Raw genomic sequence first — 22,043 nt, 5'->3', positions numbered from 1 at the left:
GTGTCGCTCTGGCCCACACCGATTGAGCTGGCTGATCGAGCCACGCACTGGTGCCCTGCGGTTTGCCGATCGGATCCCCATGCAAGTAGCACTAAGGCGAGAGGCTGCCAAATCGGGGGTGCCGATCCACGCTGAGGGGGACGATGCCCCCATTGCGGTATGACCACGTCGATGGAGCGGCCCGATCCGCTGGCGCTTCTGAGACAACAGGAGGCCACCCGCCTGCCCTGGCTGCTGCCCGAACGCAGGCGCCGCATGGCGGAGAGCCCCTTCGCCTTCTTCCGCGGCGCCGCCATCGTGATGGCAGCCGACCTCGGCCGCCAGCCCCACTCGGGCCTGATGGTGCAGCTCTGTGGTGATGCCCATCTGCTCAACTTCGGCTTCTACGGCTCCCCCGAACGGCAACTGCTGTTCGGCATCAACGACTTCGATGAAACCCACCCCGGGCCCTTCGAGTGGGATGTGCAGCGGCTGGCCGCCAGTGTCGTGTTGGCAGCCCGCAGCCTGGGGCTCAGCGAGAAGCAGCAGAGCAGGGTCTGCCGGCGAACGGTGCGCGCCTATGGCGAGGCGATGGCGGAGTTTGCTGCCATGCCCCAGATCCCGATGTGGGTTGCCCAGCTGCCGCTGGAGCGCCTGATCGACGAACGCGCTAGTGCCAACTTCCGCACCCATTTGAGCAAGGTGACGGCGGCCGCCCTGCAACGGGACAGTCGCCAGGCGGTGCGCAAATTGTGCGAGGCCGATGGCAGGGGTGAACTGCGCTTTCGCCATCAGCCGCCGCTGATCTGGCGCTTTGATGCCCTCGATCAAGCCTGGCTGGCGGGCATGGACTGGCATGACTGGAATCAATACATATTGCGCAGCTACATGGGCTCGATCTCCTCCACCATGCAGCACCTGCTGGCGCTGTATCAGCTCAGCGATTCCGCCCTCAAGGCGGTGGGCGTGGGTTCCATCGGCACCCGCTGCGGCATCAGCTTGTTCAGGGGCCAGCACCCTGACGACATCCTGGTGCTACAGGGGAAGCAGGCCGAACCCTCCGTGCTGGCTCCCTACGTAACTCTGCCCACAGCGGAGCATCAGGGCCAGCGGGTGGTGGAGGGGCAGCGGCTGCTGCAAACCGCCAGTGATGCCTTTCTGGGTTGGGGCACCAACCCCGCAGGTGATCACATCTATGTTCGCCATTTCCGCGATTGGAAGGGATCGGTGGATGTGGCCCAGCTGGATGGCGATGGCCTTAAGGATTACGGCCGGCTCTGCGGCTGGACGCTGGCCAAGGCCCACGCCAGAGGCGGCGACCGCCGGGCCATTGCCACCCATATCGGCGATCCGAAACGCTTTGCCCAGGACGTTCTGGAGCAGGCGATCCAGCATGCGGATCTGGCCGAGGCACACCATGCCTCCTTTGTGGGAGCCATCACCCAAGGTCATGAACCCGGGGCAGAGACGCTGTAGGCCCGAGCCCCTATTTAAGAGCCTGTTGCTGATGGCGGATAAACGTCTGCTTGCCTGTGCCATTGGCATCGCCGTCAGCTTGGGCGTGATGGCCATCGCCCACCCGATGGAGCAGCGCTTCCGGGCAGCCCGGGGCGGAGAGGGCCGTTGATCGCCCTGCAAGAGAGTTCTCCAAGCCGTCACGGCTGGCTGCTGCGCGTGAGTTGCTGTGGCATCAGCACGCGAGGACTGCCATCGCGCCGCAATGCCCAACCGCTTCGCCCCCACCCGCTTCGCCCCCCATGCGGGGGATGACATTGGATTTACCCAGCAGCAACCTGGAATCACGCCTCCAAAGCCATGGCCCGCAATCCCACCAACGATTTCATCCAGTTCATTGCCGGCGGTTCCCTCTTCGGCGGCGGCATCTTCCTGCTGGCCAATCAGGTGATGGCCAGCTCGGCCCTCACTTATCGCGGTGGCGGCTGGGGGCGTTATGGCGGGGGTGGCGCCATGTTCCCCATCGGCACCCCCGGCATGGGGTTGCTGATGATCCCCTTGGGAATTGGCGTCTGCTTACTGTTCACTGGCGCCTACAAGCGTTGGGCCAATCTCCTTGTCTGGGGATCTGTAGCCGCTTTGGGAGTCGGGGTGCTCAACAGCATCCGTCTCACCTTCATGCCCACCACCCTTTGGGCCTTGGCCACCTACATCGTGATGATCGCTGCGGGTGGCGGACTGATGTTCCGCAGCCTCAGTAGCTACGACGACAAGCCTGGTAACGGCGGGGGCTGATGGTGGATCCCCACGCCATCAGCGCCCTGTTCCTCAACCCCTGGGTCAATCTGCTGATCAGGGCTCCACGGCCGCTCTAAGCCATTGGATGCTCAACTACATCCCCCTCCGCTTCGCCCATAACCCCCGTTTGCCAGAGCCTCCTTACCGAGATGGCTGGGACTGATAGAAGTAGCCATCACTGCCTTCGCGTTGGTGCACCACGCTGCAGCGCGTGGCGATGCGCCACAAGGCTTGATGGATTGGGGTGGGGTCGTAGCGAACCAACTCAGGGAAGCTCTGTTTCAGCAAGCTGGTGGCATGCCAGGCGTTGTAGTGAGGAATGGTTGGGTTGACGTGGTGGCACACATGGGTTGAGCCGATGCCGTGATGGAGCAGGTTTAGAAGGGGTCCATAGGGACGATCAACCGTCTGTAAAGCACCTTTGGCCCAATTCCAGTCGCTGGTGGAGAAATGGGGAATGTTGGTATCTGTGTGCTGCAACCAGGTGTAAGAAACCAACCAGGCATTGATGACCAGATAGGGGAGTCCGTACACCAGCAACACTCTGGCTGGAGAGAAATGGATCGAGGCCAGCACAAGTGCAGCCACGGTCGCCAGCATCCCGAGGTTGGAAATCACCATCAGGCGACGGAAGGATTCGGGAAAGAGGCGGCGACGCCCATTCCGGAACGGTGCAGCTGTCGTGAAATGGGAACTGGGGCTGCCGTAATCTTCTCCACCGGCAACACCAAACATTAAATACAGCGGCCAACCCATGATCAGGTGGGTAAACAGCGAGACCACGCCATAGAGGCTTTGGCCAAGGTGCTGCTTAACCCCAGCCACAAAGCGTCCCAAGCTGGAATCGGAGCGGGGCGGAACATGGGTTTCGCCGGCCTCGAGGTGGTTGCAGTTGGCGTGGTGCACCGCATGGCTGCGCTGCCAGCTGAAATAGGGCACAAGCAGCAAGCTGTGCAACACAAATCCCACCACGGCTTCCACCCGGGGGTTGGGATGGAAGGCTCGGTGCCCGCACTCGTGGGCAATGACCCAGCAACCTCCTGCCACTGTTCCCGTTACCACGGCGTAGAGCAGCCAGAGGGGGGCAGCGCTGAGTTGCAAAGGAATCAGGGTTCCAAATCCATAGGCCAAAACAGAGAGGCCCAAGGACATGGCCAAACTTCCCCAGGCTTTTGATGGGTTGATTTGGGTGAGCTCAAATGGCAGGCAGGCCAGCAGCTCAGCTTTGCTTGGATAGGTGGAGACTGGAGCTGGACGTTGCGCGGTGGCGAGGGTCTGCAGGGAAACAGGTGGGGTCAATGAAGCTGCCGCGGGACAAAGGGACTGAAATCTGCACCAAGATTTCTTCTCCAAGCTTAGGAATCAGCCCCTTCTGACCGCGCTGCTCAGCAGCGATGTGGTATCTGCCGCAGGGGCCGAGCAGCTCAGCCGGCACTGCCGAGAGCCGCCCCGTTTGGTGCTGAGCTCGGGTGATGTTTTGCGCGTGGGCCGCGTCCAGCACCTGCACCTTCTCGATGCCGAAGCCTGCCCGCTAGCAAAAAACACGGCGAACTGGGGTATGGGGGGTAGGGCTGGCACCTTGATGTTGACTGATCGGGCTGCAGCGCTTGGCTAACTCTCAGCAACCCTTCATGCCACAGGGCAGCACCCTGGGTTAGAGAGGAAGAGAGCATCCACAAGCCCATGATTCGCCGTATTGCTGCGCCTGCCCTTGCGGGGCCCAACTTGAAAGCCGTAGAGAGGCGAGTTGAAAACGGGATTCTCAATTTTTGCGGTTCAAACTTCGACGTCTGTGCGCTTTACCAATCTCTCCTTCTGATTTTTGAGATCAAACACGGCTTTAAATCCTGAGCGCAGCATCACACCACTAGCCGCTGCCGTTCGCGTGCGCGTTCGGCGCTGGCCTTCAGACTCGCCACCAACTCAACCAGCGCCAGTTGACCTTCCCTACCTTGGCCATGGTTTCGTACTGATCTCGATGACCAGAGTTGCGACGGTTGGCGCTTGCATCGCCCTGGGATTGCTCGCTGGTTGTGGTCGCCCAGACACCCAGGCTCTTCAAAAGCTCGCCTGCGAGCAGGTCGCTAGCACGATTGATCTCCAGTCAGTGGCTCAGCTCGATGCGCTGCGCAAGGCCTTGGGTCTGGCACCGGGCGTTGATCCAATCGCGTCCTGCCGGGCTCTTGGCGCCACGATGGGGCCTGCCCCGCAGGGCGAGAGCTCCGGGGAGGGCGGCGGCAGCGGCAACGACGAGAACCGCTCAACCGAAGAAAACGGCAGGGAGAACTGATCGGGAGATCCCTTCTGCCTTCGCGATCCGCACCATCTTTCCCCAGGCTGGGTGCCATCGCCACCGTGGTCACCTTGACGCTATCCGAGGGTTGGCCTGATTAAAGGAATCCCGGGCTTCTGGGCTGGGACTGCGGCGGCAGCCCACCGGGTGGCGCCGCGAACCGGGCCCGCTGCAGATCCCAGATCGCCAGCAGCGCTGCGAACGCCACCAGCATCGCCAGACCTATCCCCAAAGAGACCTTTGGCCGTTGCGATCGGGTGCGCCTGCGCCGAGGCGCCTGGGCGCCCCCCAGGGGCCGAGCGCAACGGCCGCACACCAGCCGCCCGGCCAGGCTGCGATCCGCCTTCACCGACCAACTCCCGCAGTAGGGGCAAGCCATGTCCGCCAGAACGACTGGTCGTGGTTCACGTATTCAAATACGGGCTCATCCTCCGACGTCAGTTCTTCAGCTTTTCCCGCCATGGGTCAGCAACACCGGGTAAGGATCCAAGGTCACGCCCTGCAGGCTGGCGGTACCGATCTGCTCAAACAGGAGGCCGTAGCCATTGAGCATCACCGGTAGGTCGCCGGGAACGATCACCCGCCCCACTGGGCAATATTTGATCAGCCGGAACCCGAGGTCGATGTCGGGACCGACGAACTCGTAGTAAGGATCTTCCGGGGTGTCCAATTCCTCGATGCGGAGCGCACGATTGCGGGACAACAGGGTTGCTGCCCAGGCGGCGGAGTGAATCCCGAAGCCGTAATCCCTGGTGTATTCCTCGTTCAGCTCTGCGACCAGGTTGGTGAACAGCTCAAGGCTGTCGGCGAAATCCAGGGGTGTCTGCGGTGAGCAAGCAAAGAGAACTTCGTCGCCAATCACTTTGTGGACGGTGAGACGTGGCATCGGGCCGCGGCCACGAAAGCCAGATCGCGCTGAACGCACGGCATTGAGCTTCCGCATCACGGTGCGGATGGTGTGGCTGTAGAAGTGCTGCATGGCCGGCACCCACCCCGGTTCCATCCCGATCGAGGGATGGAGGGACTTGAAGGTGGTGCTGCCCACGACGTCCACGGAGAGCAGCAGGATGATGTCGGCGTCGTGAAGCAGCGGCACAGCGTGCTGGTGGTGTCAGCACCATTGGTAGGTGGTTTGCCGCCGCCGCGCTACGGATCGCGTCATTTGCCTGACGGCTACACGCTCCTGGGGTGGTCGCCCTTGGCTCCAGCTCGCCTGAAGCGCCCACCCCTTGAGCCGGTACGGGTGTTCTGGTCAACGCCAGCCCTTGATTCACCCCAAATGTCTGGGGCTCGGCAACCAAGGCACGCACCTCAGAGCCCATGCTCATTGGCCTTGCCAGTTGATCATGTCGTTTTCTGTCGTCCCCTTGTCTTGTATGGGTCTGCGTCCAAGAATTGAACTCCACTAGATTTTCAGAGTTGAAAAGCTTAGGTGGAAACAAATTTCTCCTGGTTCTTTCGGCGTTGATGCTGGCTGGGCTCAGTGCTATTTCGCTGTTCAGCTACCTGCGAGCGCGATCGTTGATAGATTTGCAGATAGTAAAGAACGATCTGCCGCTGACCTCGGAAGCGATCGTCTCTGGCCTCGAGCATGATCTTCTCCAGCCAATTCTTGCTTCTGGCTTGATGGCGGATAATACCTTCCTCGAAGATGCCATTAGCAGAGGCGAATACGAGCCAAAGTTGCTGACTGACTACCTCCAGGGCGTTCAGGATAAGACGGGTGCCATCACAACATTCCTGGCATCGGAGCGGACTGGTCGCTACTACCATCCCAGCGGTGTTCTAAAGCGGTTAAGCCCTGTCGATCCCCAGGACAGCTGGTACTACCGCTTTCGTAATTCCCGCCAGCTGATAGAAATTAATATCGATCGCGACACAGCCAATCTCTCACGCGTCACGGCGTTCATCAATGTGCGTCTGCAGGATGCGGGTGGCCGTTTTCTTGGTGCTACGGGGCTCGGGCTTGACGTGCGGCTGCTGCAAGATCAGCTCAGTCGCTATCAACAACGGTTTGGCGCCCGCATTCTGCTCGTTGACCGCCTAGGGCGCATCGTCATTAGTTCTGATGACCGCCGCGGAAATCTGTCCCAGATCGCGGGCCTTGGACCGCTGAGCCGGCGCATCCTTCAGCAGGCCAGCACGAGTCTGAAAGTCCAGGAGAATGGTCGTGACTTCTACGTTCGCGCTACGCGCATCAAGGAGATCGGCTGGACGCTTGTGGTGATTCAGGAGCGCACTGCCGAGCAGAGCGCCTTCATGGGCCTGCTCACCCAGAACCTGGTGGCAGCCGTCTTGATTGGCGTGGTGCTGCTGATTCTCGCCCAACTGACCCTCGGCCGGGATCAGCAGCGCCTGGAGGCCATCGCCCAGACGGACAACCTCAGTGGTTTGCTCAACCGGCGAGTCTTCGAGCAGCTGTTTCAGCAGCTCGTCGCTCTTGCCAAACGCAGAGATGAACCACTGGCCGTGGCCTTGATGGACATCGATCACTTCAAACAGGTCAATGACACCCATGGTCACTTGGTTGGTGATGCGGTGATCTGCCATGTCAGCCGCAGACTGAAGAGTCATCTGCGCGAGTCGGATCCGCTGTTCCGCTGGGGCGGCGAGGAATTTCTGCTGCTGTTGCCCGGCTGCGATCTGGAAGAAGCCCAGGTGCGTTTGGCATCGATCCGTACCGACTTGGCCCACCACCCACTGGACACTGACGACACGGCAGGCCCTCTGGGCGTGACCATGAGTTTCGGTCTCACCCTGCACCAGCCCGGTGAGAGCAGTTCACAGCTGCTGCATCGGGTCGACAAAGCCTTGTATGAGGCCAAACATGCCGGTCGTGATCGCATCTGCATCAGCCCTTCAGTACCGATGTAGAGGCCGCGGAGCATCAGGCCCCTGTTGAGGTCATGGGTGTCCCCTTGGTTCGGTCCGCGGCCCTGGCCGCCCGGCTTGAACCCCCAATCGAGGAGCTGTCCTACCTCGAGAGCGACGTGCTCGTGAAAACCAGCAGCAGAGGTCTCCATGATCTGACATCTCACCAGCCTTTATCTGGGCTGGACCGATGACATGAGCCACGAGCAGGGTTGGGCGCCCTAGGTGGACTGACCCCGGTGGTGACCTACGGGAAGGGGATGGGCGCCGGGGTGAGCGGGCCAAAGCGGCCTGGCTGCTCGGCTTCCGACGCGGAACTGTTGGGATTGAGGCTGGCGATCAGCTCAGGGGCCATGCCCGCATCAAAAGAGAAGCGCCCCGGACCATTCAGCAACAGGGCCAGGCTGCCTCCCAGGTAGAGCACCACCAGTTCCAGTACGTAGATGTTCAGCCCGGCAGTGAGGATGTGCTGGTAGGCCGCCGTGGCCATGGTGCCGGTGAGGGCCAGGGCGCCGAGGGGTGTGAGCAGCCCCAGGATCACCAGCCAGCTGCCGATCAGCTCGGAGAAGCCCGCCACATAGGCAAAGAACAGGGGGAAGGGCAGATGCAGAGAGGCCACGTAGGTGTTGGCGAACTGCTGCGGATCGGCGAGCTTCTCCTGGCCGTGGTGAATCATCATCACGCCAATGCTCAGCCTCAACAGCAGCAAGCCGGCAGAGCCAAGCAGGCCAGGCCTTTGCAGATAGGCCAGCAGGGCTGGCTGGAGTGGAGCCAGGCCAGCGCGCAGGGCGCCCCCAGGTGAAGGCAGGCTTTGGGTTGCCAGCCAGAGGGCGAAGCAGGCGCCTGCGAAGCCACCGAAGAGCTCCAGCAGTTGGACTGTGGACATGGCCATTGGGCATTTATGAGATCTTGGCAGGCCCCGTGAAGAAACGTGAAGCACGGGCTGGCTCCGGCCCTGCCCTGCTGCGCCAGTCGCTTTCAGCTGCCGCCGTGGGGCAGCCCGCTCGCGCTCCCGGAGGCGGCGGGGCAAGATGTAACGACTTCGTTACAAGGGTCATGACGCTGGGCGAGCTTGTTCTGGAAGCCCTGAGTTCGGGTGTGATCACCGAGCCGGAGATCGATTGGCTGATCTCTGAACAGAGCCGCTTCTCGAGGCCTGAGCAGGCGGCCGTGCAAAGGCTGGGCCGGCTCCTGGATCAAGGCGGGATTCAGTTGGGCTGCCGGCTGTCTTCCAAGCTGCTGCGCCACCGGCAGGTGCGCGACGAATGGATCGAGCCACTCGGCCGCCGCCGCGGCGTTGCCCAGGCCGCCTGACCCCCGGCTGCGCCCCCTGGGGAGATCTGGATCAGCGTGGAGTGGCCGGTTGCTCCTTCAGGTCCCTTCGTTCCCCGGAGCCGGCCTGCCGCCGCAGCGTTCCCAACTGTTGAGCAGTCCATTGAGCTCGTTCTGGAGGGATTGCAAATCGGCAATCCGCTGCTCGATCTCACCGGCCTTGGCGCGGATCGTGGTCTGCAGCTGGTCGCAGGTGCACACCCCGGAGCGGCGGGCCTCCAGTACGGCTTTGATGGTGGGCAGCGGGAGTTCGAGCCCCCGCAGGGTGCGGATCAGGGCCAGTTCTCCATACACCGACGCATCAAAGAGCCGGTAGTGCCCCTCGCTGCGGCCAGATGGACGCAATAAACCCTGATCGCAATAGAAGCGGATTGTTTTGACGGACACGCCCGACTGGGCAGCGACCGCACCGATCTTTTGAGGCTCCTGGGCCAGTAATTCCTCCTGCTGTCGCGCAGCCACTTGACTCTCCATCAAGGGGAGACCCCATCGTAGGAAGAGCGCCAACTCCCCACCCATGCGTTCCCTCGCTGCACCGCTCTTGCTGGCTGGGATCTTCACCGGCCCGGCCCTGGCCCAGGGCGATCCCCACCAGCACCATCACCACCACCATCAGGCGGCTCCTGCTGCCGCCTCCCCCAGCCAGGCCCATGCCGGCCACAGTCATGACGTTGGCGCAGCCGGTGCCACCTACGACCTGCGCTGGATCGACGCGATGGTGCAGCACCACACCGGTGCGCTGCGGATGAGTGAGTTTGTGTTCAACATCAACCACCCCGGGGTGGGCACCCTGGCCAACGGCATCTGGAGCGAGCAGGCCCGCGAGATCAAGGCGATGGGGCAGTGGCGCAAGGCCTGGTATCCGGAGGCGCCGGTGTTCCCCGTGGCCCTTCGGCCGGGCGGGGATCCCAACTCCATGGGCGGCCTGGAGCGGATGGGCTCCGCCCAGATCTTGGCGATGCAGATGATGGGCTCGACCCCCACCAAGGACAGCCGGGTGGTGTGGTTTCTCGAGGGGATGATCGCCCACCACGGCGGTGCCCTGCAGATGGCCCACGACGCCCTGGCGAAGAGCGCCAATCCCACGGTTCGCCGACTCGCGCGCCAGATCATCGTGGCGCAGCGCACCGAAATCATTGCCCTGCGCCGGATGCTGCGCCAACAGGGATTGAGCAAGCCGGAGTACAGCCAATACGACGCCCTCTTTCGCCTCTGAAGCCTCCAGATTTCACTCCTTGCTGGCCAATTGCCCACCCACTGATGGATGCCTTTGCCCTGTCCAGTCGCCTGATCCTGCTCGCCCTGGCTGTGGCGGCAGCCCCTCTTGCAGGCCACGCCCACCCCAAGGGTCTTTACGACAATCAGCAGCAGGCCGAGCAACGGGCTAAGGAGCTCGGCTGCACGGGCACCCACCAGAACAGTGGCAAGTGGATGCCCTGCAGCGATGAGGCAACCCTGCACCATCACCTGCGACACCACTGAATTGCCATGGCTTTTTTGCCCAAACCCCGCTGGCGTCAGCTGCACCGCTGGGTGGTGCCCATTGCCGCAGCACCGCTGTTGCTCACGGCGGCCACGGGCTCCCTCTACAGCCTGCTGCTGGAGCGGGGCATCGATGCCTTCTGGCTCCTCAAGATCCACTCTGGTCGTTTCGGCCCGGTGAATCTCCAGCCTTACTACTCGGGGCTGCTGGGGCTGTTCACCTTGGTGGTGATTGGTTCCGGCCTGGCGCTGCTGCTTGCAGGCCGCAGGGCTAGGGCCTGAGTTCGATGCCGGGGTAGGGACTTGCGGGAAACCCGGGCAGCCGAAACCAGGATGGGATCGTTCCCGCTTGATATCTCTAGTTACGGGAGAGTTAAGCCGCCGGTGGCGGGTCGGCCCGCCAGCATGGGGACACTTGTGGTTTCCCCGTGCTGCTCAACCCCTTCTGCCCGCTCAGCACCGCCAAGGTGCTCGCCCTGAAGGCCACCGTGCTGCTGCTGCTCACCCTGCTGATCAAGTCCAGGATTCAGATCGCGACCGGATCGGCCATTGGGATTGTTCTGCTGCTGTTGCAGACGCTGGTGTTCCTGGCTATCAGCGGTGGCTTGGTGCTGGCGGCTGGTGGAGCAGCGGTCTACGCCACGCAGCGGCGCCGCACCGCTGCGGCCTGAGGTTGATTCATGGCCGTTGAAGTTGCCCTGGCGATGCTGCAGCGCGATAGCCGCTGGCTGATGCAGCTCCGCGACGAGATTCCCACGATCGTCGCGCCCGGCTGCTGGGGACTCTTTGGCGGGCACCTCGATCCCGGCGAAACGCCGGAGCAGGCCCTGCGGCGGGAGCTGCTGGAGGAGATCAGCTGGCAGCCCCCAGCGGTGGAGCTGGTGATGGTGCATCACATCCATCGCCGCACGGCCCATGTGTTCCAGGCCGAGCTCTCGGTGCCGTTGGAGCACCTGCAGCTGCTGGAGGGGCAGGACCTGGCCCTGGTCAGCGCTGAGGAGCTGTTGGTGGGAGCCATCTGGAGCAGCCGCCTGGGCAGCCATCGACCCCTGGCCGATGGCTTGCTGGAGGTGATGCAGCACGTGCTCACCCAGCAGGTGTGAGCACGCCGAAGGCCAACACCACCCATGACGCCACCGGTTTCCCCTGCCCCGCCCCGCGCCGTGAGCCTCGTTGAGGCCTCCCGGTTTTGGTTCCAGCTGGGCTGGGTGAGCTTCGGGGGGCCGGCCGGGCAGATCGCCCTGCTGCATCGCGAGCTGGTGGACCGGCGCCGCTGGCTCTCGGAACGGCGTTATCTGCACGCCCTCAACTACTGCATGCTGCTGCCGGGGCCGGAGGCCATGCAGCTGGCCACCTACCTGGGCTGGTTGATGCACGGCGTGCCCGGCGGGCTGATCGCCGGGGGACTGTTCGTGATTCCGTCGGTGTTCGTGCTCACGGCCCTGGCCAGCGTGTACGCGCTCTGGGGGCAGCTGCCGCTGCTGGTTTCGGTGTTCGCCGTGCTCAAACCGGCGGTGCTGGCCATCGTGCTGATGGCCGCCTGGCGCATCGGCCGCCGCACCTTGCACACGCCGCTGCTGGTGGCCCTGGCGGTTGCCGGTTTCCTGGCCCTGGCCCTGCTGGATCTGCCCTACCCCCTCGTGGTGATCGCGGCGGGCGTGATCGGCCTGCTGGCCGCCCGCTGGCGACCGGCGCTGTTGCTGCGTGGTGGCTCCCATGGATCCGCGGCGGCCGACGCAGACGCGAATCGGCCTGATGCCCTGCACGACGACCACACCGATAGTCCCGAGCACGCCCGCTTCTGCCGCCGGCGCCTGGCCCTCACCCTGTTGATCTGGGCCCTGGCCCTGCTGCTGCCGCTGGCTGCCCTGGTGATTGCCGGCGGTTGGAGCAGCACCCTGGCGCTGATGGCGCGCTTCTTTACGCGGGTGGCGCTGCTCAGCTTTGGCGGCGCCTACGCCGTGCTGCCCTACGTGGCCCAGGGCGCGGTGGAGCACTTTGGCTGGCTATCGGCTCCGCAGATGCTCGACGGCCTGGCCCTGGGCGAAACCACCCCGGGGCCATTGATCATGGTGGTGGCCTTTGTGGGCTTCATGGGCGGCTGGAATCAGTCGCTCGCGGCTGGCTTGAGCCCCTGGCCCCTGGCCCTGGCGGCGGTGGCCGTCACGGTGTGGTTCACCTTCCTGCCCTCCTTCGGCTTCATCCTGGCCGGCGCACCGCTGGTGGAAGCCTCCAGACGCGACCTGCGTTTCGGCGCCCCGCTGAGCGCCATCACGGCCGTGGTGGTGGGGGTGATCGCCAGCCTGGCGCTGTTCTTCGCCGGCCCGGTGCTCTGGCCCGCCGGCGCCTTCAATCCCTGGGCGGCACTGGTGGTGGCGGCGGCCTTGTTTGCCCAGCTGCGGCTGCGTTGGAGCGTGCTGCAGGTGATCGGTGCCGCTGCTGGTTTGGGTGTGTTGCTCGCGGCGGTCGCGCAGCTCTCAGGCTGATCGCCAGCAAACACAACAAAGCCCGGAGCGTTGGCCCCGGGCTCACGATTGGGTTTGTGCTGGGTGATCAGATCGTGGGATCTGAGGGTCTTCAGTTGTGGTCGGAGCTGCTGGCGCTGGCACCTGGGGCCAGGTGTCGAGGGTGATGTTCCGTCAGGTCCGGGGCACCTAGGGCGATGCAGTGGACGGCCGTTGCGGCCTGGAACATCAAGGATCCGTTGAGAGTGTTGGAGCAGGGGCCGGATCGTCAGCGCGCTCCTATCTGGTGCTCAGGGGGGGTGTCTTCCATCAATGGAGCCTCCGAATCCCGTTGCAACCACGATGGATCTGCCGGCAGGAGCTGACAAGCGCTCGAGGGCGATCGACACCGCTCTTCACCGGGGGCAATGGGAGTTCATGAAGGGGGCTTCACAGCTGGAGCCAGGATGCGGCGGCACCACCGTTCCACGGGCCCCAAGTGGCATCCCCCCTGCAGATCCGCTCCTACGAGCCGGCCGACTGGCCAGCGGTGTGGGCGCTGCTGGAGCCGGTGTTCCGCGCCGGTGAAACCTTTCCCCACGACCCCGCGATCTCGGAGGCCGAGGCCCAGCTGGCGTGGGTGGAGCAGAGCCAGGTGGTGATCGTGGCCGTGGATGGGGCCGGCGCCGTGGTGGGCACCTACTACCTCAGGCCCAACTCCCTCTGCCTGGGCGCCCATGTGGCCAATGCCGGCACGGTGGTGGCGGAGCACTGCCGCGGCCAGGGCATCGGCAGCCGTCTCTGCCAGCACTCGCTGCAGGAGGCCCGGCGGCTGGGGTTTCGGGCGATGCAGTTCAACCTGGTGGTGAGCACCAACACCGCCGGCATCCGCTGCTGGCAGCGCAATGGCTTTGCGGTGGTGGGCACCCTGCCGGGAGCCTTTCGCCACAGCCAGTTGGGCTATGTCGATGCCTTGGTGATGGTGCAGGGGTTGGTGGACGGGGCGACGCCATGACGGTGGTGCCGCTGCGCTGTGGATCAGTCCTCGGGCTCCGGGCTGGGGGCCGGCAGCCGCCGCTCCACCTGGAGAAACACCAGCCAGGCCACGCCAGCGCTGATTCCGCTGGTCCAGTCGTTGCGCAGCAGCTCCACGATCGCCACCGTGCTGGCGCCGATGCGCAGGCCCCGCAACAGAAAGCGGCCCAGTTGCTCCAGGCGGAAGGTTTCCAGGTGGCGGTTCATCGGTTCTGGACGCACTAGCCCCTGCGTGCAAGACAGGTTTCCCTGGCCCTCCTACTGCCGCTCGGCGTAGCTGGCTGCCCACACGGCCGCTGCCATGCCCCCGGGCACGATCCGCTGGAAAGGCGCACTGGTCAGGATCTCGCGCACCGCTTCCCCCAGCAGTTCGGTGGAGCGGCTGTGGGGGAGGCGATGGCTGAGCTGCTGATGGCCGGGTGATGGCCCAACACCGCACCGTGGCGGGAGAAGGCTAAAATGGTCACAAATAGAGGGTCAGGCGTGCCTGAAGTAGTCGCAAGCCAGGTGTCGGTGCGGGATCTCAAAACCCACCTCTCCGAATGGCTGGCCCGTGCCCAGTCCGGTGAGGTGGTGGAAGTTACCTCCCATCGCAAACCCATCGCTCGCATCACCGCTGTGAAGCCAGCGGACTCAGGGATCAGCAGCCCGCTGCAAAAAGCGATTGATGCGGGCCTGATCAGCTGGAGCGGCCAGAAGCCCAACTTGCCCCCACCCGTGAAGTTGCGGGGGCAAGGGAAGTTACTTAGCGACATCGTGATGGAGGATCGGGGTTGAGCTGGTGATCCTCTTCTGTGACACCAGTGCCCTGATGAAGTTGCTGGTTGACGAGGCCCAATCAGATCAGATGCGGCAGATCAGCACCACTGTTGATGCCATCGGGGTCTGCCGGATCAGCTGGGCCGAAACAATGGCTGCCCTGGCTCGCCTCGAGCGGGAAGACCCGGTTTGCAACGAAGATCTCGAACAGGCTCGGCAGCACCTGATCCAATCATGGAAGACCTTCACCATTGTTGAAGTGAGCCAGCCATTGGTGGAAACGGCTGGGCGCTTTGCCGACGTCTTTGCCCTTCGCGGATACGACAGCGTGCAGCTCGCCGCGGCACATGAACTCCATGTCAACGCTGAACAGACCGTTCTCTTCGCCTGCTACGACCGTCGACTGAATCAGGCCGCCCAGCTCCTTCAGCTGGAGGTGTTGCCATGACCACCACTCCAGCTTCCACCGGCGAGATGGACCATCTCGATCAACTTGGGGCGAAGGCTGCTGGGCGTGCGCGAGGCCCTGCACCAGCGGCTGGGCGCACTGGGGCCAAGGCCATGCTTAAAGCCATCCGGCAGCGCTGGTGGATCGAGAACAGCTGGCATCGGGTGCGGGATGTGCCGCTGAGGGAAGACGCCAACCGCTACCGGGAGGACAACGGCCTCCAGATCCTGGCCACGCTGCGCAGCCTGGCGATCAATGCCCTGCGGCTGTAAGGAATCTGGTCGATAACCCCAGGTCGCGGTAGCGGGTGGAGGGGGAGAAGAGGGCTTCGATCTCGGCGCGGCTGTAGTGGCCGTGCACGCGCAACGGCACCGGCAACGCCCAGGGCCTGATCGAGGGGCCGCCACTGGTGCCGCTCGCGCTCGGCCCGGCCGGTCCCGAAATCCGGCTCCAACCCTGCCGTCGTTGATCCTCTGCCGAATCCTCCGAGGACTCTCCTGCTGCCCACCAACCCGACTCCTGTTGCGGTTGGCCGAAGGCTCAACTCGCGCCGAGGCTGGCAAGGATCTTGCGGGCTAGGGGTTCCTTGATTTCGTTGTGTCTGGGTACAGCTTCCTTCACACCTGTGGCTGGATTGATCCAGATGGAATGTGAAGCACCTTCCCTTTTGAGGAGGCAGCCAGCCATGCGAAGCCTCCGCTCCAGATCGCGGCGTTTTATCCGATCTGCAGTGGCATGCGCATGGCATCAGGCGGCAGTCCGCGACTGATCTCAGCCTCACGATCCTCAAGCAGAAGCTCAATCGCTGCCTGCAGATCTTGTTTGGCTTCCTCGATAGATTCACCCTGTCCGTTAGCCCCAGGGATCTCCAGGCAGATCGCCCAGAAACCTCCCTCAGGTGCCGGCTCAATCACTGCAGTCAGCTCCCCCTTCATGAAACCAGCCCACACCGCGATCCCTTCATTTTAGGTGGGAAGACGTTGTTAACCAGCCAGGGTTGATCAGGCGCCGTCCCACGTGGCCTGTTGCCCTGCCCCCCCTCAAACCGCCAAAGCCATCACCGGTAACCACGCCGCCGGGATCTCCCGCTCCAGACTCCAATTGAGGCGCTGGCAGCCCTGCAGCTGGGGCCGACCTCGACACCGTCTGGTGATCTCTAGTGCTTTGACGTAGCGACCCTTGTCGCCGCACCAGGCGATCCTGCTTAGGTCATCTGAATGCGAACGATCTTGTCCCACAGCTGTGTGGGCAGGAGCTGGCTGGCGATCACGGAAGCCGACTGGTGTCCGCAGAGGTAGCGGGCTGATGGCGTGGGGTCGGTGAGGGCTCGTTCGATGGTGCGTGCCACCTCCAGCGGTGGGGAGGCACCCCGGTAGACGGAATCCCAGCTTTTGCGCACGGCACGCATCATCGAGCTGTACACGCTGCACGACAACGATTGCTCCATCGAGGGGGAGACAACATGGGCAAAGTCGGTGGCGATCACGCCTGGCTCCACCACCACCACGCTCACACCGAAGGCCTTGAGCTCGAGTCGCAAGGCATCGCTGAGGGCCTCCACCGCAAACTTGCTGGCCCCATACCACCCAGATCCGGGTGACACCCAGCGACCGGCAATCGAGGAGAGATTGACGATGCGACCGCTACCCCGCTCTCGCATGGCAGGGAGCAACTGCTGCGTGAGCCCCATCAGTCCAAACACGTTGACGTCGAAAAGCGCCCGGGCGCGCTCCAGGGGCAACGTCTCCAGCGGACCGACTTCCCCGTAGCCGGCATTGTTGACCAGGGCATCGAGTGCACCCACCTTGGCGGTGAGCTGCTCCGCGAGCTCGCGGCGTGATTGGTCATCGCTGACATCCAGCGCCATCACCTCGGCGCCCAGGGCGGCCAGGGGCTCCATCGCCTCCAGCCGGCGCGCTGCCGCAAACACGCGCCAGCCCCGCTCCAGCAACAAGCGCGCTGTCGCCGCACCAATGCCGCTGGAGGCTCCGGTTACAAGAACGGTTGGGGCTGGCATACCAAGCTCTCAAGGCCACTCATCCGCTGAACTGTGGCAGCCTCAGGGCCCGGCAGCCCATCCCTGGCGATGACCACCCTCCGCACCCTTCCCGTTCTGCTGCTCCTGGCCGCTGGGTTCGCCCCGTTGGCCCCGCTGGATGCCCAGGCCGGCCCGATCCTGCGCCGGGCCCAGGAACGCAAGGCCTGCCAGGAATTCGCCGGCAAGCTCCAGGCCGCCAGCGGCAACCCCCAGCAAGCCCAACTGGTGTACCAGCAGGGCGTGCTGAAGCTGGTGGAAACCTTCGGTGAAAATCCCTGCGGCGACATTCCCGCCCCCGTCGCCGCGGCACCTGCTCCAGCGGCCGCTGTTAGTCCCGTGACGGCTCCGGCCACCGCCAAGCCCGCCAATCCCCAGCAGGCCCAGGCCTGCCAGGAGTTCGCCGGCAAGCTCCAAGGCGCCCAGGGCAACCCTGCCCAGGCCCAGCAGATCTATGCGATGGGCACCCAGAAGCTGAGCGGCATGTTTGGCCCCAACCCCTGCCCCAACGTGCCCAAGCCCTGAGCCGGAGGGACCTGGCCCTACCCCGCTTCCTCTTCGCCACCACTCGCCGCTGGATGGCCCACCAGCTCAGCGGACTCACAAGCGGTGATCCAGCTGCGCAGCAGCGGGTAGCGCTGCACCATCGCGGCGTATTCCGCGGATTGGCGGTAGGTGGCCTGCAGGAGCCGGTAGTCCTGATCGGGTTGCATCGACTGCTGCTCGCCTGCGACCAGCTCTGTTTCCAGGGCGAGCGGCCTGCGGCCTGGGTGTTCGGTTGTCATGGAAATCCTGCGGGCGCTCAGGGTTGCTGCAAAGCGCTCCGCTGCAACGCTGTCGCGGCCGGCGGGTTGTGGGGGCCGCTGTCAGCGGGATCAAACAGACGCCACTGCCCTGCGCTCAGGGCCTGGGCCGCAACACCAGCCACACCACCAGCAACAGGCTGGTGGTGCTCACCGCCGTGAAAATCCAATCGGCGTAGGGCGTCCAGGGCATCCCATCAGCCTGCCAGAGGCGATGGGCCGTTGCCTCCACTGCCAATGTGGGGTGTGGCTGCCTGCCACAAGGGGAGGGAACGTGCTCAGAGCGCTGGTGGTTGTGGCCTTGAGCTTGGTGATGCTGCTGACGGCACCCTGCGCCCACGCCAGCAGCAGTGCAGGGCAGCGTTTTCTCTGTGAGGGCGACCCCCTGGAAGCCATCGCCTTCAACGGGGCGGTGGATGCGGTGGATATCCCCAACAGCAACGCCGACACCGTGCCTGGCGCCTTCTTGGTTGTGCGTTGGCGCCAGTTGAGCCTGCAACTGCCGCGTACCAACAACGCCGGCGTGCCCAGTTACTCCGATGGTCGCTGGTGGTGGCAGGCACGCGATCCCGATCACCCAGACTTCGCCCAGTTGTTGCGCGGCCATGGGGAGCGCTACAGCTGCGAGCGTGAACAATCGGGCCCAGCAAGCCCACAATGAACAAGCTCTCCTCAGGCTCTTCCATGGCTGATCACGACGGTCGCAAGCTCAGCGTTCGGGAGATGATCAACGCCCACCTGTTCCCGGTGTTGGCCTTGCTGGCCACGGCCAGCTCCGTGTCGATTGCCCTGTCCCTGGGCCCCATTGCCGGCCAGGCCTCCAGGTGGAACACTTGCTACGACGCAGGATTGGCCTGGTTGCAGCGCAACAGCCCCCGCATCCAGGGTGGCGACCGCACGGCCATCGCGGCCAACTACTGCAACGGCGGCTTGCCCAACAAGCCGGCGCGATAAAGCGGGCAGGGTTCATTACGGCTTCTCTCTTGGCCAGAGATCAGGGCGAGGCCAAAGCCCGGATCGTTGCCAAGATCTCCGGTATGAGAAACACCTTGCTTGCGGTCGCAGCGGCTGCTGCCTTGGCCTCCACCACCTCCGTGATGCCCGCCGCCGCTCAGCCACTGAGCCAGGTTGACACCGTCACCACGGCTCTGAATTCCATTCCGGACATCATCTTCTACAAGGACACGCAAGGTGTTTACCGCGGCGGCAACACCGCATGGGCGGCCCTGCTGGGCAAGCCGCTCAACCAACTGATTGGCAAAACCGACTTGGATCTCTTCCCAGAAGAGATGGCCAAATCCTTCCAGGCCTATGACAAAGCCATGCTGGCCGCTGGTACACCCACCCGAAACAACGAATGGCTGGTCTATCCCGACGGTAAAAGGGTTTACGTCGAGACGCTGAAAACCCCCTGGCTCGGCCAGGACGGTCAAGTGCTGGGTGTGCTCGGGATCTGCCACCAGATCAAGCCCGATTCGGCCCCCAAGCCCTGACCCTCACTGGGCGCTGTCGTGCTCCTGCAGGAAGCGCTCCAGGCAGGTCCCGTACACCTCGGGTCTCTCCAACAGCGCGTGATGGGCCGCCCCGGGGATCACCTCCAGCCGTTGCTGGGCCAGCTGCTGCCAACCCTCCATCGCGCGCGGGGTGACGAAGTCGTGTTCCGCCGCGAGCAACAGCACCGGCAGGGTGAGGGAGCCCAGGCTCGGCTCCGTCGCGCACCAGTCGGCAATCACGTCAACACCGCGCCAATGGCTGCCCGGGTGACCTGGGGCGTAGGCCGCCAGCAGCTCCGGCGGGCGTGGCGTCGCTCGGCAGACGTGGGTCGCATCAAAGCGGGCGGCGTCGTCCTCGAGCTGGGCCAGCAGGGCTGCCACCTCCTCCAGCAACACGGGCACCGAGCTCGGCACATTGGAGAGGGTGAGCGAGCGGGGCAGCGGTAAGCCAGCGTTGGCGCTGACGGCCTCAAAGGCCAGGATGCCGCCGAAGGACTGGCCGTAGAGGTGATAGGCCGGGCTGCCCTGCTGCATCGGGATCAGCCCCTTGGCCACCAAGGCCTCCACCACCTCCACCAGGTCGTGCACGGAAGCCGTAATGGAGTACTCCTCAACCTCGGGGCTGGGCCGCTCACTGCGGCCACAGCCCAGTTGGTCGAAGAACACCACCGGGCGCGGCAGTTGGCCGCTGAGGGGAAACAGGTAGTCGCTGGGAACGCCTGGTCCGCCGTGGCACACCAGCAGGGGCAGGCCATCGGCTGTGCTGGCAGCGCGGTGTTGCCCAGCCCAAAGATGGCAGCGACCGGCCCGCACCGGCAGCAGCATCGAGTTCCAGTTCGCTGGCATGGCTGACGCGTCCGCTGCAGACATGGGGGTGGCATCGCCGGGGATTGGATTGTCGTCCGGCCTCCGGCTGCATGCTCGGGCCGTTGGACTGCTGCGATGGCTGCCGCGTGCGCCGCTGTGTTTGGCCCCTAGGGTCGCGCCTGGCACCAAGCCCCTTGCGCCGCGCCCATGGCTTTGATCCACCTGATCAGTGTGGGGTCGCGCGGCGATCTGGAGCCTTACCTGGCCCTGCTGCTGGAGCTCCAGCGCCGCGGCCACACCGTGAAGCTAATCGGCAGCCCCAATTTCGCGGATGCGGCCCGCCATGCCGCGATTGGGTTTGAACCCCTGCCCGGTAATTTCCGCGATTTGTTGGCCTCCCCTGCCGGATTGGCACTGATGCAGGGCAAGCCGGTGCGGCTGGTCACCGACGCGCTGCTGCTGCAGTGGCTCACCACAGCCCGCGAGGCCATCCGGGGCTGCGAGTTGCTGCTGGTACCGCCCCTGGCGCTGTGGGCCTATCACCTGGCAGAAGCGGAGGGTTGTGGCTTTGCCGTGCTCAGTCCGTTCCCGGTGGTGGCCACTGCGGCCTTCCCCTTCCTGAGGTTCCCCGCCGGCCAGCCGGCCCCCGGCAGGGTGCAGCGCCGCTTGAACCGACTCAGCTACCTGGCCTTCCGTCTGCTCAAGTGGCGCCAGGAATCCAGGCTGATCCAGGCCTTCCGCAGCCAGCAGTTGGGTCTGCCGCGGTTGCCCTGGAGCGGTGCTGCCGCGCGCCGCGATCCCCCTCTCCGGTTAACCACGCCGCCGATCCTCCATCTGTTCAGCCGCCATGTGCTGGAGCGGCCGGCGGATTGGCCCGACCATGCCCAGGTGACGGGCTATTGCCTCAACCCAACGTCGCCAGCGGAGAGCTACGGCCCGCCGCCCGATTTGCAGCGCTTTCTCGAAGCCGGCCCGCCACCTTTTTATGCCGGTTTCGGCAGCATGATTCCCCGCGATCCCGAGGGACTGGGCGCGGTGCTCGTCGAGGCCGCCCGGCTGGCGGGCCAGCGTCTGATTCTCGCGCCGGGCTGGGGCCGGGTGTTGCCCTCTGGCGACCTGCCCCCCACGGTGTATGTGCTGGAGGAGTGCCCCCACGACTGGCTGTTCCCCCGGATGCGGGGCGCCGTGCATCACGGCGGAGCGGGCACCACGGCCGCCACGCTGCGCAGTGGAATCCCCTCCACGGTGGTGGCGTTCTTCGCCGACCAGCCGGCCTGGGGCCGAACCCTGGAGCAACTCGGTGTCAGTCCGGGCACCCATCACCACAGCACGCTCACGGCCCCAGCCCTGGCGGAGTGCCTGCAGACCATGGCCGAGATCCCCAGTTACCGCTCCAGGGCAGAGCAGCTGCGCGATCAGCTCGCTGCCGAGAACGGCCTCGCCACGGCGGTGGCTGCCCTGGAGGCGCTGTTGGTTGATCAAGCAGAAGTCAGTGATCAGCAGGGCTGATCGGTGCCATTAGGCCTGCTGCGGTCCAAAGCAGGGCACGAGGTGGCCGGCAAGTGTGAATTGGTGTTACGTTCAGATGAGCGAGCGGATTTCCGCCCCGCATCTACGTACTGCTGCCTAGCCAGGCCTTCGGGCCGAGCTCCGGCGAGCCCTTTCCCCAACCGTTCTCATGACAACCACTCTCCAGCAGCGCCAAGGCGCTTCTGCGTGGAACCAGTTCTGCGAGTGGGTCACCTCCACCAACAACCGCCTGTACGTGGGCTGGTTCGGTGTACTGATGATCCCCTGCCTTCTGGCTGCCACCATCTGCTTCATCGTTGCCTTCATCGCTGCTCCCCCCGTCGACATCGACGGCATCCGTGAGCCCGTTGCTGGCAGCCTGATGTACGGCAACAACATCATCTCTGGTGCTGTTGTGCCTTCCAGCAACGCCATTGGCCTGCACTTCTACCCCATCTGGGAAGCCGCCAGCCTCGATGAGTGGCTGTACAACGGTGGTC

At 64.4% G+C, this 22,043-nt stretch carries 30 protein-coding genes and 1 pseudogene; 21 read left to right on the top strand and 10 right to left on the bottom strand.

What is annotated here, in order from left to right; genetic code table 11:
- Positions 1-159: 159 nt before the first annotated feature.
- Both KBY71_RS08570 and KBY71_RS08565 read left to right on the top strand, forming a co-directional pair.
- The gene (locus tag KBY71_RS08570; protein ID WP_254928507.1) at positions 160-1,455 is read left to right on the top strand and encodes a DUF2252 domain-containing protein; all 1,296 of its coding nucleotides are present in this window, start codon (positions 160-162) and stop codon (positions 1,453-1,455) included.
- Between the two features lie 339 nt (positions 1,456-1,794).
- On the top strand, positions 1,795-2,229 hold the full coding sequence (locus tag KBY71_RS08565) for a hypothetical protein (protein ID WP_254928506.1): 435 nt from the start codon (positions 1,795-1,797) through the stop codon (positions 2,227-2,229).
- A 144-nt stretch (positions 2,230-2,373) separates the two neighbouring features.
- On the opposite strand, the gene KBY71_RS08560 is transcribed toward KBY71_RS08565, so the two are convergent.
- Positions 2,374-3,585 (bottom strand): fatty acid desaturase, encoded by a 1,212-nt coding sequence (locus KBY71_RS08560; RefSeq protein WP_254928505.1) that lies wholly within the window; start codon positions 3,583-3,585, stop codon positions 2,374-2,376.
- A gap of 625 nt (positions 3,586-4,210) precedes the next feature.
- On the opposite strand from KBY71_RS08560, the gene KBY71_RS08555 reads away from it, so the two are divergent.
- A complete protein-coding gene (locus KBY71_RS08555) occupies positions 4,211-4,522 on the top strand; it encodes a hypothetical protein (protein WP_254928504.1) in 312 nt (103 codons plus the stop codon).
- Between the two features lie 448 nt (positions 4,523-4,970).
- Here KBY71_RS08555 and KBY71_RS08550 read toward each other — a convergent pair whose 3' ends face one another.
- Positions 4,971-5,621, bottom strand: a complete 651-nt coding sequence (locus KBY71_RS08550) for a hypothetical protein (RefSeq protein WP_254928503.1) — start codon at positions 5,619-5,621, stop codon at positions 4,971-4,973.
- A 323-nt stretch (positions 5,622-5,944) separates the two neighbouring features.
- On the opposite strand from KBY71_RS08550, the gene KBY71_RS08545 reads away from it, so the two are divergent.
- The gene (locus KBY71_RS08545) at positions 5,945-7,399 is read left to right on the top strand and encodes a diguanylate cyclase domain-containing protein (RefSeq protein ID WP_254928502.1); all 1,455 of its coding nucleotides are present in this window, start codon (positions 5,945-5,947) and stop codon (positions 7,397-7,399) included.
- Positions 7,400-7,643: 244 nt separating this feature from the next.
- On the opposite strand, the gene KBY71_RS08540 is transcribed toward KBY71_RS08545, so the two are convergent.
- On the bottom strand, positions 7,644-8,282 hold the full coding sequence (locus KBY71_RS08540; RefSeq protein ID WP_254928501.1) for a DoxX family protein: 639 nt from the start codon (positions 8,280-8,282) through the stop codon (positions 7,644-7,646).
- 170 nt (positions 8,283-8,452) lie between these two features.
- On the opposite strand from KBY71_RS08540, the gene KBY71_RS08535 reads away from it, so the two are divergent.
- On the top strand, positions 8,453-8,710 hold the full coding sequence (locus KBY71_RS08535; protein WP_254928500.1) for a hypothetical protein: 258 nt from the start codon (positions 8,453-8,455) through the stop codon (positions 8,708-8,710).
- Positions 8,711-8,767: 57 nt separating this feature from the next.
- Here the strand turns inward: KBY71_RS08535 and KBY71_RS08530 are convergent, their stop codons facing one another.
- The gene (locus tag KBY71_RS08530) at positions 8,768-9,190 is read right to left on the bottom strand and encodes a MerR family transcriptional regulator (protein ID WP_254928499.1); all 423 of its coding nucleotides are present in this window, start codon (positions 9,188-9,190) and stop codon (positions 8,768-8,770) included.
- 55 nt (positions 9,191-9,245) lie between these two features.
- On the opposite strand from KBY71_RS08530, the gene KBY71_RS08525 reads away from it, so the two are divergent.
- From KBY71_RS08525 to KBY71_RS08495, 7 genes are all read left to right on the top strand, one after another.
- The gene (locus KBY71_RS08525; RefSeq protein ID WP_254928498.1) at positions 9,246-9,944 is read left to right on the top strand and encodes a DUF305 domain-containing protein; all 699 of its coding nucleotides are present in this window, start codon (positions 9,246-9,248) and stop codon (positions 9,942-9,944) included.
- A 44-nt stretch (positions 9,945-9,988) separates the two neighbouring features.
- Positions 9,989-10,210: a DUF3721 domain-containing protein gene (locus KBY71_RS08520; RefSeq protein ID WP_254928497.1), complete on the top strand. Its 222-nt coding sequence runs from the start codon at positions 9,989-9,991 to the stop codon at positions 10,208-10,210.
- A gap of 6 nt (positions 10,211-10,216) precedes the next feature.
- Positions 10,217-10,492, top strand: a complete 276-nt coding sequence (locus KBY71_RS08515; protein WP_254928496.1) for a hypothetical protein — start codon at positions 10,217-10,219, stop codon at positions 10,490-10,492.
- A gap of 146 nt (positions 10,493-10,638) precedes the next feature.
- Positions 10,639-10,881, top strand: a complete 243-nt coding sequence (locus KBY71_RS08510; protein WP_254928495.1) for a hypothetical protein — start codon at positions 10,639-10,641, stop codon at positions 10,879-10,881.
- Between the two features lie 9 nt (positions 10,882-10,890).
- Complete coding sequence (locus tag KBY71_RS08505) at positions 10,891-11,313, top strand: NUDIX hydrolase (RefSeq protein ID WP_254928494.1); 423 nt, start codon at positions 10,891-10,893, stop codon at positions 11,311-11,313.
- Positions 11,314-11,373: 60 nt separating this feature from the next.
- A complete protein-coding gene (chrA, locus tag KBY71_RS08500; protein WP_254928493.1) occupies positions 11,374-12,696 on the top strand; it encodes a chromate efflux transporter in 1,323 nt (440 codons plus the stop codon).
- Positions 12,697-13,153: 457 nt separating this feature from the next.
- Positions 13,154-13,669 carry a GNAT family N-acetyltransferase gene (locus KBY71_RS08495; protein ID WP_254928492.1) on the top strand — a complete coding sequence of 172 codons (516 nt, stop codon included), beginning with the start codon at positions 13,154-13,156 and terminating at the stop codon, positions 13,667-13,669.
- A gap of 23 nt (positions 13,670-13,692) precedes the next feature.
- Here KBY71_RS08495 and KBY71_RS08490 read toward each other — a convergent pair whose 3' ends face one another.
- On the bottom strand, positions 13,693-13,896 hold the full coding sequence (locus tag KBY71_RS08490; protein WP_254928491.1) for a hypothetical protein: 204 nt from the start codon (positions 13,894-13,896) through the stop codon (positions 13,693-13,695).
- 276 nt (positions 13,897-14,172) lie between these two features.
- On the opposite strand from KBY71_RS08490, the gene KBY71_RS08485 reads away from it, so the two are divergent.
- The 3 genes from KBY71_RS08485 (at position 14,173) to KBY71_RS08475 (ending at position 15,168) form a co-directional block, all read left to right on the top strand.
- On the top strand, positions 14,173-14,466 hold the full coding sequence (locus KBY71_RS08485) for a type II toxin-antitoxin system Phd/YefM family antitoxin (RefSeq protein WP_254928490.1): 294 nt from the start codon (positions 14,173-14,175) through the stop codon (positions 14,464-14,466).
- A 4-nt stretch (positions 14,467-14,470) separates the two neighbouring features.
- Positions 14,471-14,896: a type II toxin-antitoxin system VapC family toxin gene (locus tag KBY71_RS08480; RefSeq protein ID WP_254928489.1), complete on the top strand. Its 426-nt coding sequence runs from the start codon at positions 14,471-14,473 to the stop codon at positions 14,894-14,896.
- Positions 14,897-15,009: 113 nt separating this feature from the next.
- On the top strand, positions 15,010-15,168 hold the full coding sequence (locus KBY71_RS08475; RefSeq protein WP_254928488.1) for a transposase: 159 nt from the start codon (positions 15,010-15,012) through the stop codon (positions 15,166-15,168).
- A gap of 268 nt (positions 15,169-15,436) precedes the next feature.
- Here the strand turns inward: KBY71_RS08475 and KBY71_RS08470 are convergent, their stop codons facing one another.
- From KBY71_RS08470 to KBY71_RS08460, 3 genes are all read right to left on the bottom strand, one after another.
- The gene (locus KBY71_RS08470; RefSeq protein ID WP_254928518.1) at positions 15,437-15,601 is read right to left on the bottom strand and encodes a type II toxin-antitoxin system HicA family toxin; all 165 of its coding nucleotides are present in this window, start codon (positions 15,599-15,601) and stop codon (positions 15,437-15,439) included.
- 11 nt (positions 15,602-15,612) lie between these two features.
- Positions 15,613-15,831, bottom strand: coding sequence for a type II toxin-antitoxin system HicB family antitoxin (locus tag KBY71_RS08465; RefSeq protein WP_254928487.1), 219 nt, complete (start codon positions 15,829-15,831; stop codon positions 15,613-15,615).
- 269 nt (positions 15,832-16,100) lie between these two features.
- The gene (locus tag KBY71_RS08460; RefSeq protein WP_254928486.1) at positions 16,101-16,913 is read right to left on the bottom strand and encodes an SDR family NAD(P)-dependent oxidoreductase; all 813 of its coding nucleotides are present in this window, start codon (positions 16,911-16,913) and stop codon (positions 16,101-16,103) included.
- A gap of 69 nt (positions 16,914-16,982) precedes the next feature.
- Here KBY71_RS08460 and KBY71_RS08455 point away from each other — a divergent pair, with 69 nt between their 5' ends.
- On the top strand, positions 16,983-17,456 hold the full coding sequence (locus tag KBY71_RS08455; protein ID WP_254928485.1) for a hypothetical protein: 474 nt from the start codon (positions 16,983-16,985) through the stop codon (positions 17,454-17,456).
- A 17-nt stretch (positions 17,457-17,473) separates the two neighbouring features.
- Here KBY71_RS08455 and KBY71_RS08450 read toward each other — a convergent pair whose 3' ends face one another.
- Positions 17,474-17,716, bottom strand: coding sequence for a hypothetical protein (locus tag KBY71_RS08450; RefSeq protein ID WP_254928484.1), 243 nt, complete (start codon positions 17,714-17,716; stop codon positions 17,474-17,476).
- A 307-nt stretch (positions 17,717-18,023) separates the two neighbouring features.
- On the opposite strand from KBY71_RS08450, the gene KBY71_RS08445 reads away from it, so the two are divergent.
- From KBY71_RS08445 to KBY71_RS08435, 3 genes are all read left to right on the top strand, one after another.
- Positions 18,024-18,395: a hypothetical protein gene (locus KBY71_RS08445; protein WP_254928483.1), complete on the top strand. Its 372-nt coding sequence runs from the start codon at positions 18,024-18,026 to the stop codon at positions 18,393-18,395.
- A 23-nt stretch (positions 18,396-18,418) separates the two neighbouring features.
- On the top strand, positions 18,419-18,688 hold the full coding sequence (locus tag KBY71_RS08440; RefSeq protein WP_254928482.1) for a hypothetical protein: 270 nt from the start codon (positions 18,419-18,421) through the stop codon (positions 18,686-18,688).
- 122 nt (positions 18,689-18,810) lie between these two features.
- Positions 18,811-19,227 (top strand): PAS domain-containing protein, encoded by a 417-nt coding sequence (locus tag KBY71_RS08435; RefSeq protein ID WP_254928481.1) that lies wholly within the window; start codon positions 18,811-18,813, stop codon positions 19,225-19,227.
- Between the two features lie 3 nt (positions 19,228-19,230).
- On the opposite strand, the gene KBY71_RS08430 is transcribed toward KBY71_RS08435, so the two are convergent.
- Positions 19,231-20,073, bottom strand: a complete 843-nt coding sequence (locus KBY71_RS08430) for an alpha/beta fold hydrolase (RefSeq protein ID WP_254928480.1) — start codon at positions 20,071-20,073, stop codon at positions 19,231-19,233.
- 168 nt (positions 20,074-20,241) lie between these two features.
- Between KBY71_RS08430 and KBY71_RS08425 the strand changes: the two genes are divergently transcribed.
- Both KBY71_RS08425 and KBY71_RS08420 read left to right on the top strand, forming a co-directional pair.
- Positions 20,242-21,543, top strand: coding sequence for a glycosyltransferase (locus tag KBY71_RS08425; RefSeq protein ID WP_254928479.1), 1,302 nt, complete (start codon positions 20,242-20,244; stop codon positions 21,541-21,543).
- A 169-nt stretch (positions 21,544-21,712) separates the two neighbouring features.
- Positions 21,713-22,043, top strand: a pseudogene (locus tag KBY71_RS08420) (photosystem II q(b) protein); the annotation flags it as partial.

Source organism: Cyanobium sp. T1B-Tous (assembly GCF_024345475.1).
Classification (GTDB): Bacteria; Cyanobacteriota; Cyanobacteriia; order PCC-6307; family Cyanobiaceae; genus Cyanobium_A.
The sequence above is the reverse complement of the archived record's forward strand: the minus strand, read 5'-3'. Positions and strand labels throughout refer to the sequence as shown.

Coding starts and splice junctions, on each gene's coding strand:
- KBY71_RS08490 (WP_254928491.1), bottom strand. CDS start 13,896: ATGAACCGCCACCTGGAAACCTTCCGCCTGGAGCAACTGGGCCGCTTT.
- KBY71_RS08460 (WP_254928486.1), bottom strand. CDS start 16,913: ATGCCAGCCCCAACCGTTCTTGTAACCGGAGCCTCCAGCGGCATTGGT.
- KBY71_RS08540 (WP_254928501.1), bottom strand. CDS start 8,282: ATGTCCACAGTCCAACTGCTGGAGCTCTTCGGTGGCTTCGCAGGCGCC.
- KBY71_RS08505 (WP_254928494.1), top strand. CDS start 10,891: ATGGCCGTTGAAGTTGCCCTGGCGATGCTGCAGCGCGATAGCCGCTGG.
- KBY71_RS08525 (WP_254928498.1), top strand. CDS start 9,246: ATGCGTTCCCTCGCTGCACCGCTCTTGCTGGCTGGGATCTTCACCGGC.
- KBY71_RS08565 (WP_254928506.1), top strand. CDS start 1,795: ATGGCCCGCAATCCCACCAACGATTTCATCCAGTTCATTGCCGGCGGT.
- KBY71_RS08570 (WP_254928507.1), top strand. CDS start 160: ATGACCACGTCGATGGAGCGGCCCGATCCGCTGGCGCTTCTGAGACAA.
- KBY71_RS08465 (WP_254928487.1), bottom strand. CDS start 15,831: ATGAAGGGGGAGCTGACTGCAGTGATTGAGCCGGCACCTGAGGGAGGT.
- KBY71_RS08475 (WP_254928488.1), top strand. CDS start 15,010: ATGCTTAAAGCCATCCGGCAGCGCTGGTGGATCGAGAACAGCTGGCAT.
- KBY71_RS08535 (WP_254928500.1), top strand. CDS start 8,453: ATGACGCTGGGCGAGCTTGTTCTGGAAGCCCTGAGTTCGGGTGTGATC.
- KBY71_RS08515 (WP_254928496.1), top strand. CDS start 10,217: ATGGCTTTTTTGCCCAAACCCCGCTGGCGTCAGCTGCACCGCTGGGTG.
- KBY71_RS08455 (WP_254928485.1), top strand. CDS start 16,983: ATGACCACCCTCCGCACCCTTCCCGTTCTGCTGCTCCTGGCCGCTGGG.
- KBY71_RS08555 (WP_254928504.1), top strand. CDS start 4,211: ATGACCAGAGTTGCGACGGTTGGCGCTTGCATCGCCCTGGGATTGCTC.
- KBY71_RS08425 (WP_254928479.1), top strand. CDS start 20,242: ATGGCTTTGATCCACCTGATCAGTGTGGGGTCGCGCGGCGATCTGGAG.
- KBY71_RS08430 (WP_254928480.1), bottom strand. CDS start 20,073: ATGCCAGCGAACTGGAACTCGATGCTGCTGCCGGTGCGGGCCGGTCGC.
- KBY71_RS08520 (WP_254928497.1), top strand. CDS start 9,989: ATGGATGCCTTTGCCCTGTCCAGTCGCCTGATCCTGCTCGCCCTGGCT.
- KBY71_RS08450 (WP_254928484.1), bottom strand. CDS start 17,716: ATGACAACCGAACACCCAGGCCGCAGGCCGCTCGCCCTGGAAACAGAG.
- KBY71_RS08440 (WP_254928482.1), top strand. CDS start 18,419: ATGGCTGATCACGACGGTCGCAAGCTCAGCGTTCGGGAGATGATCAAC.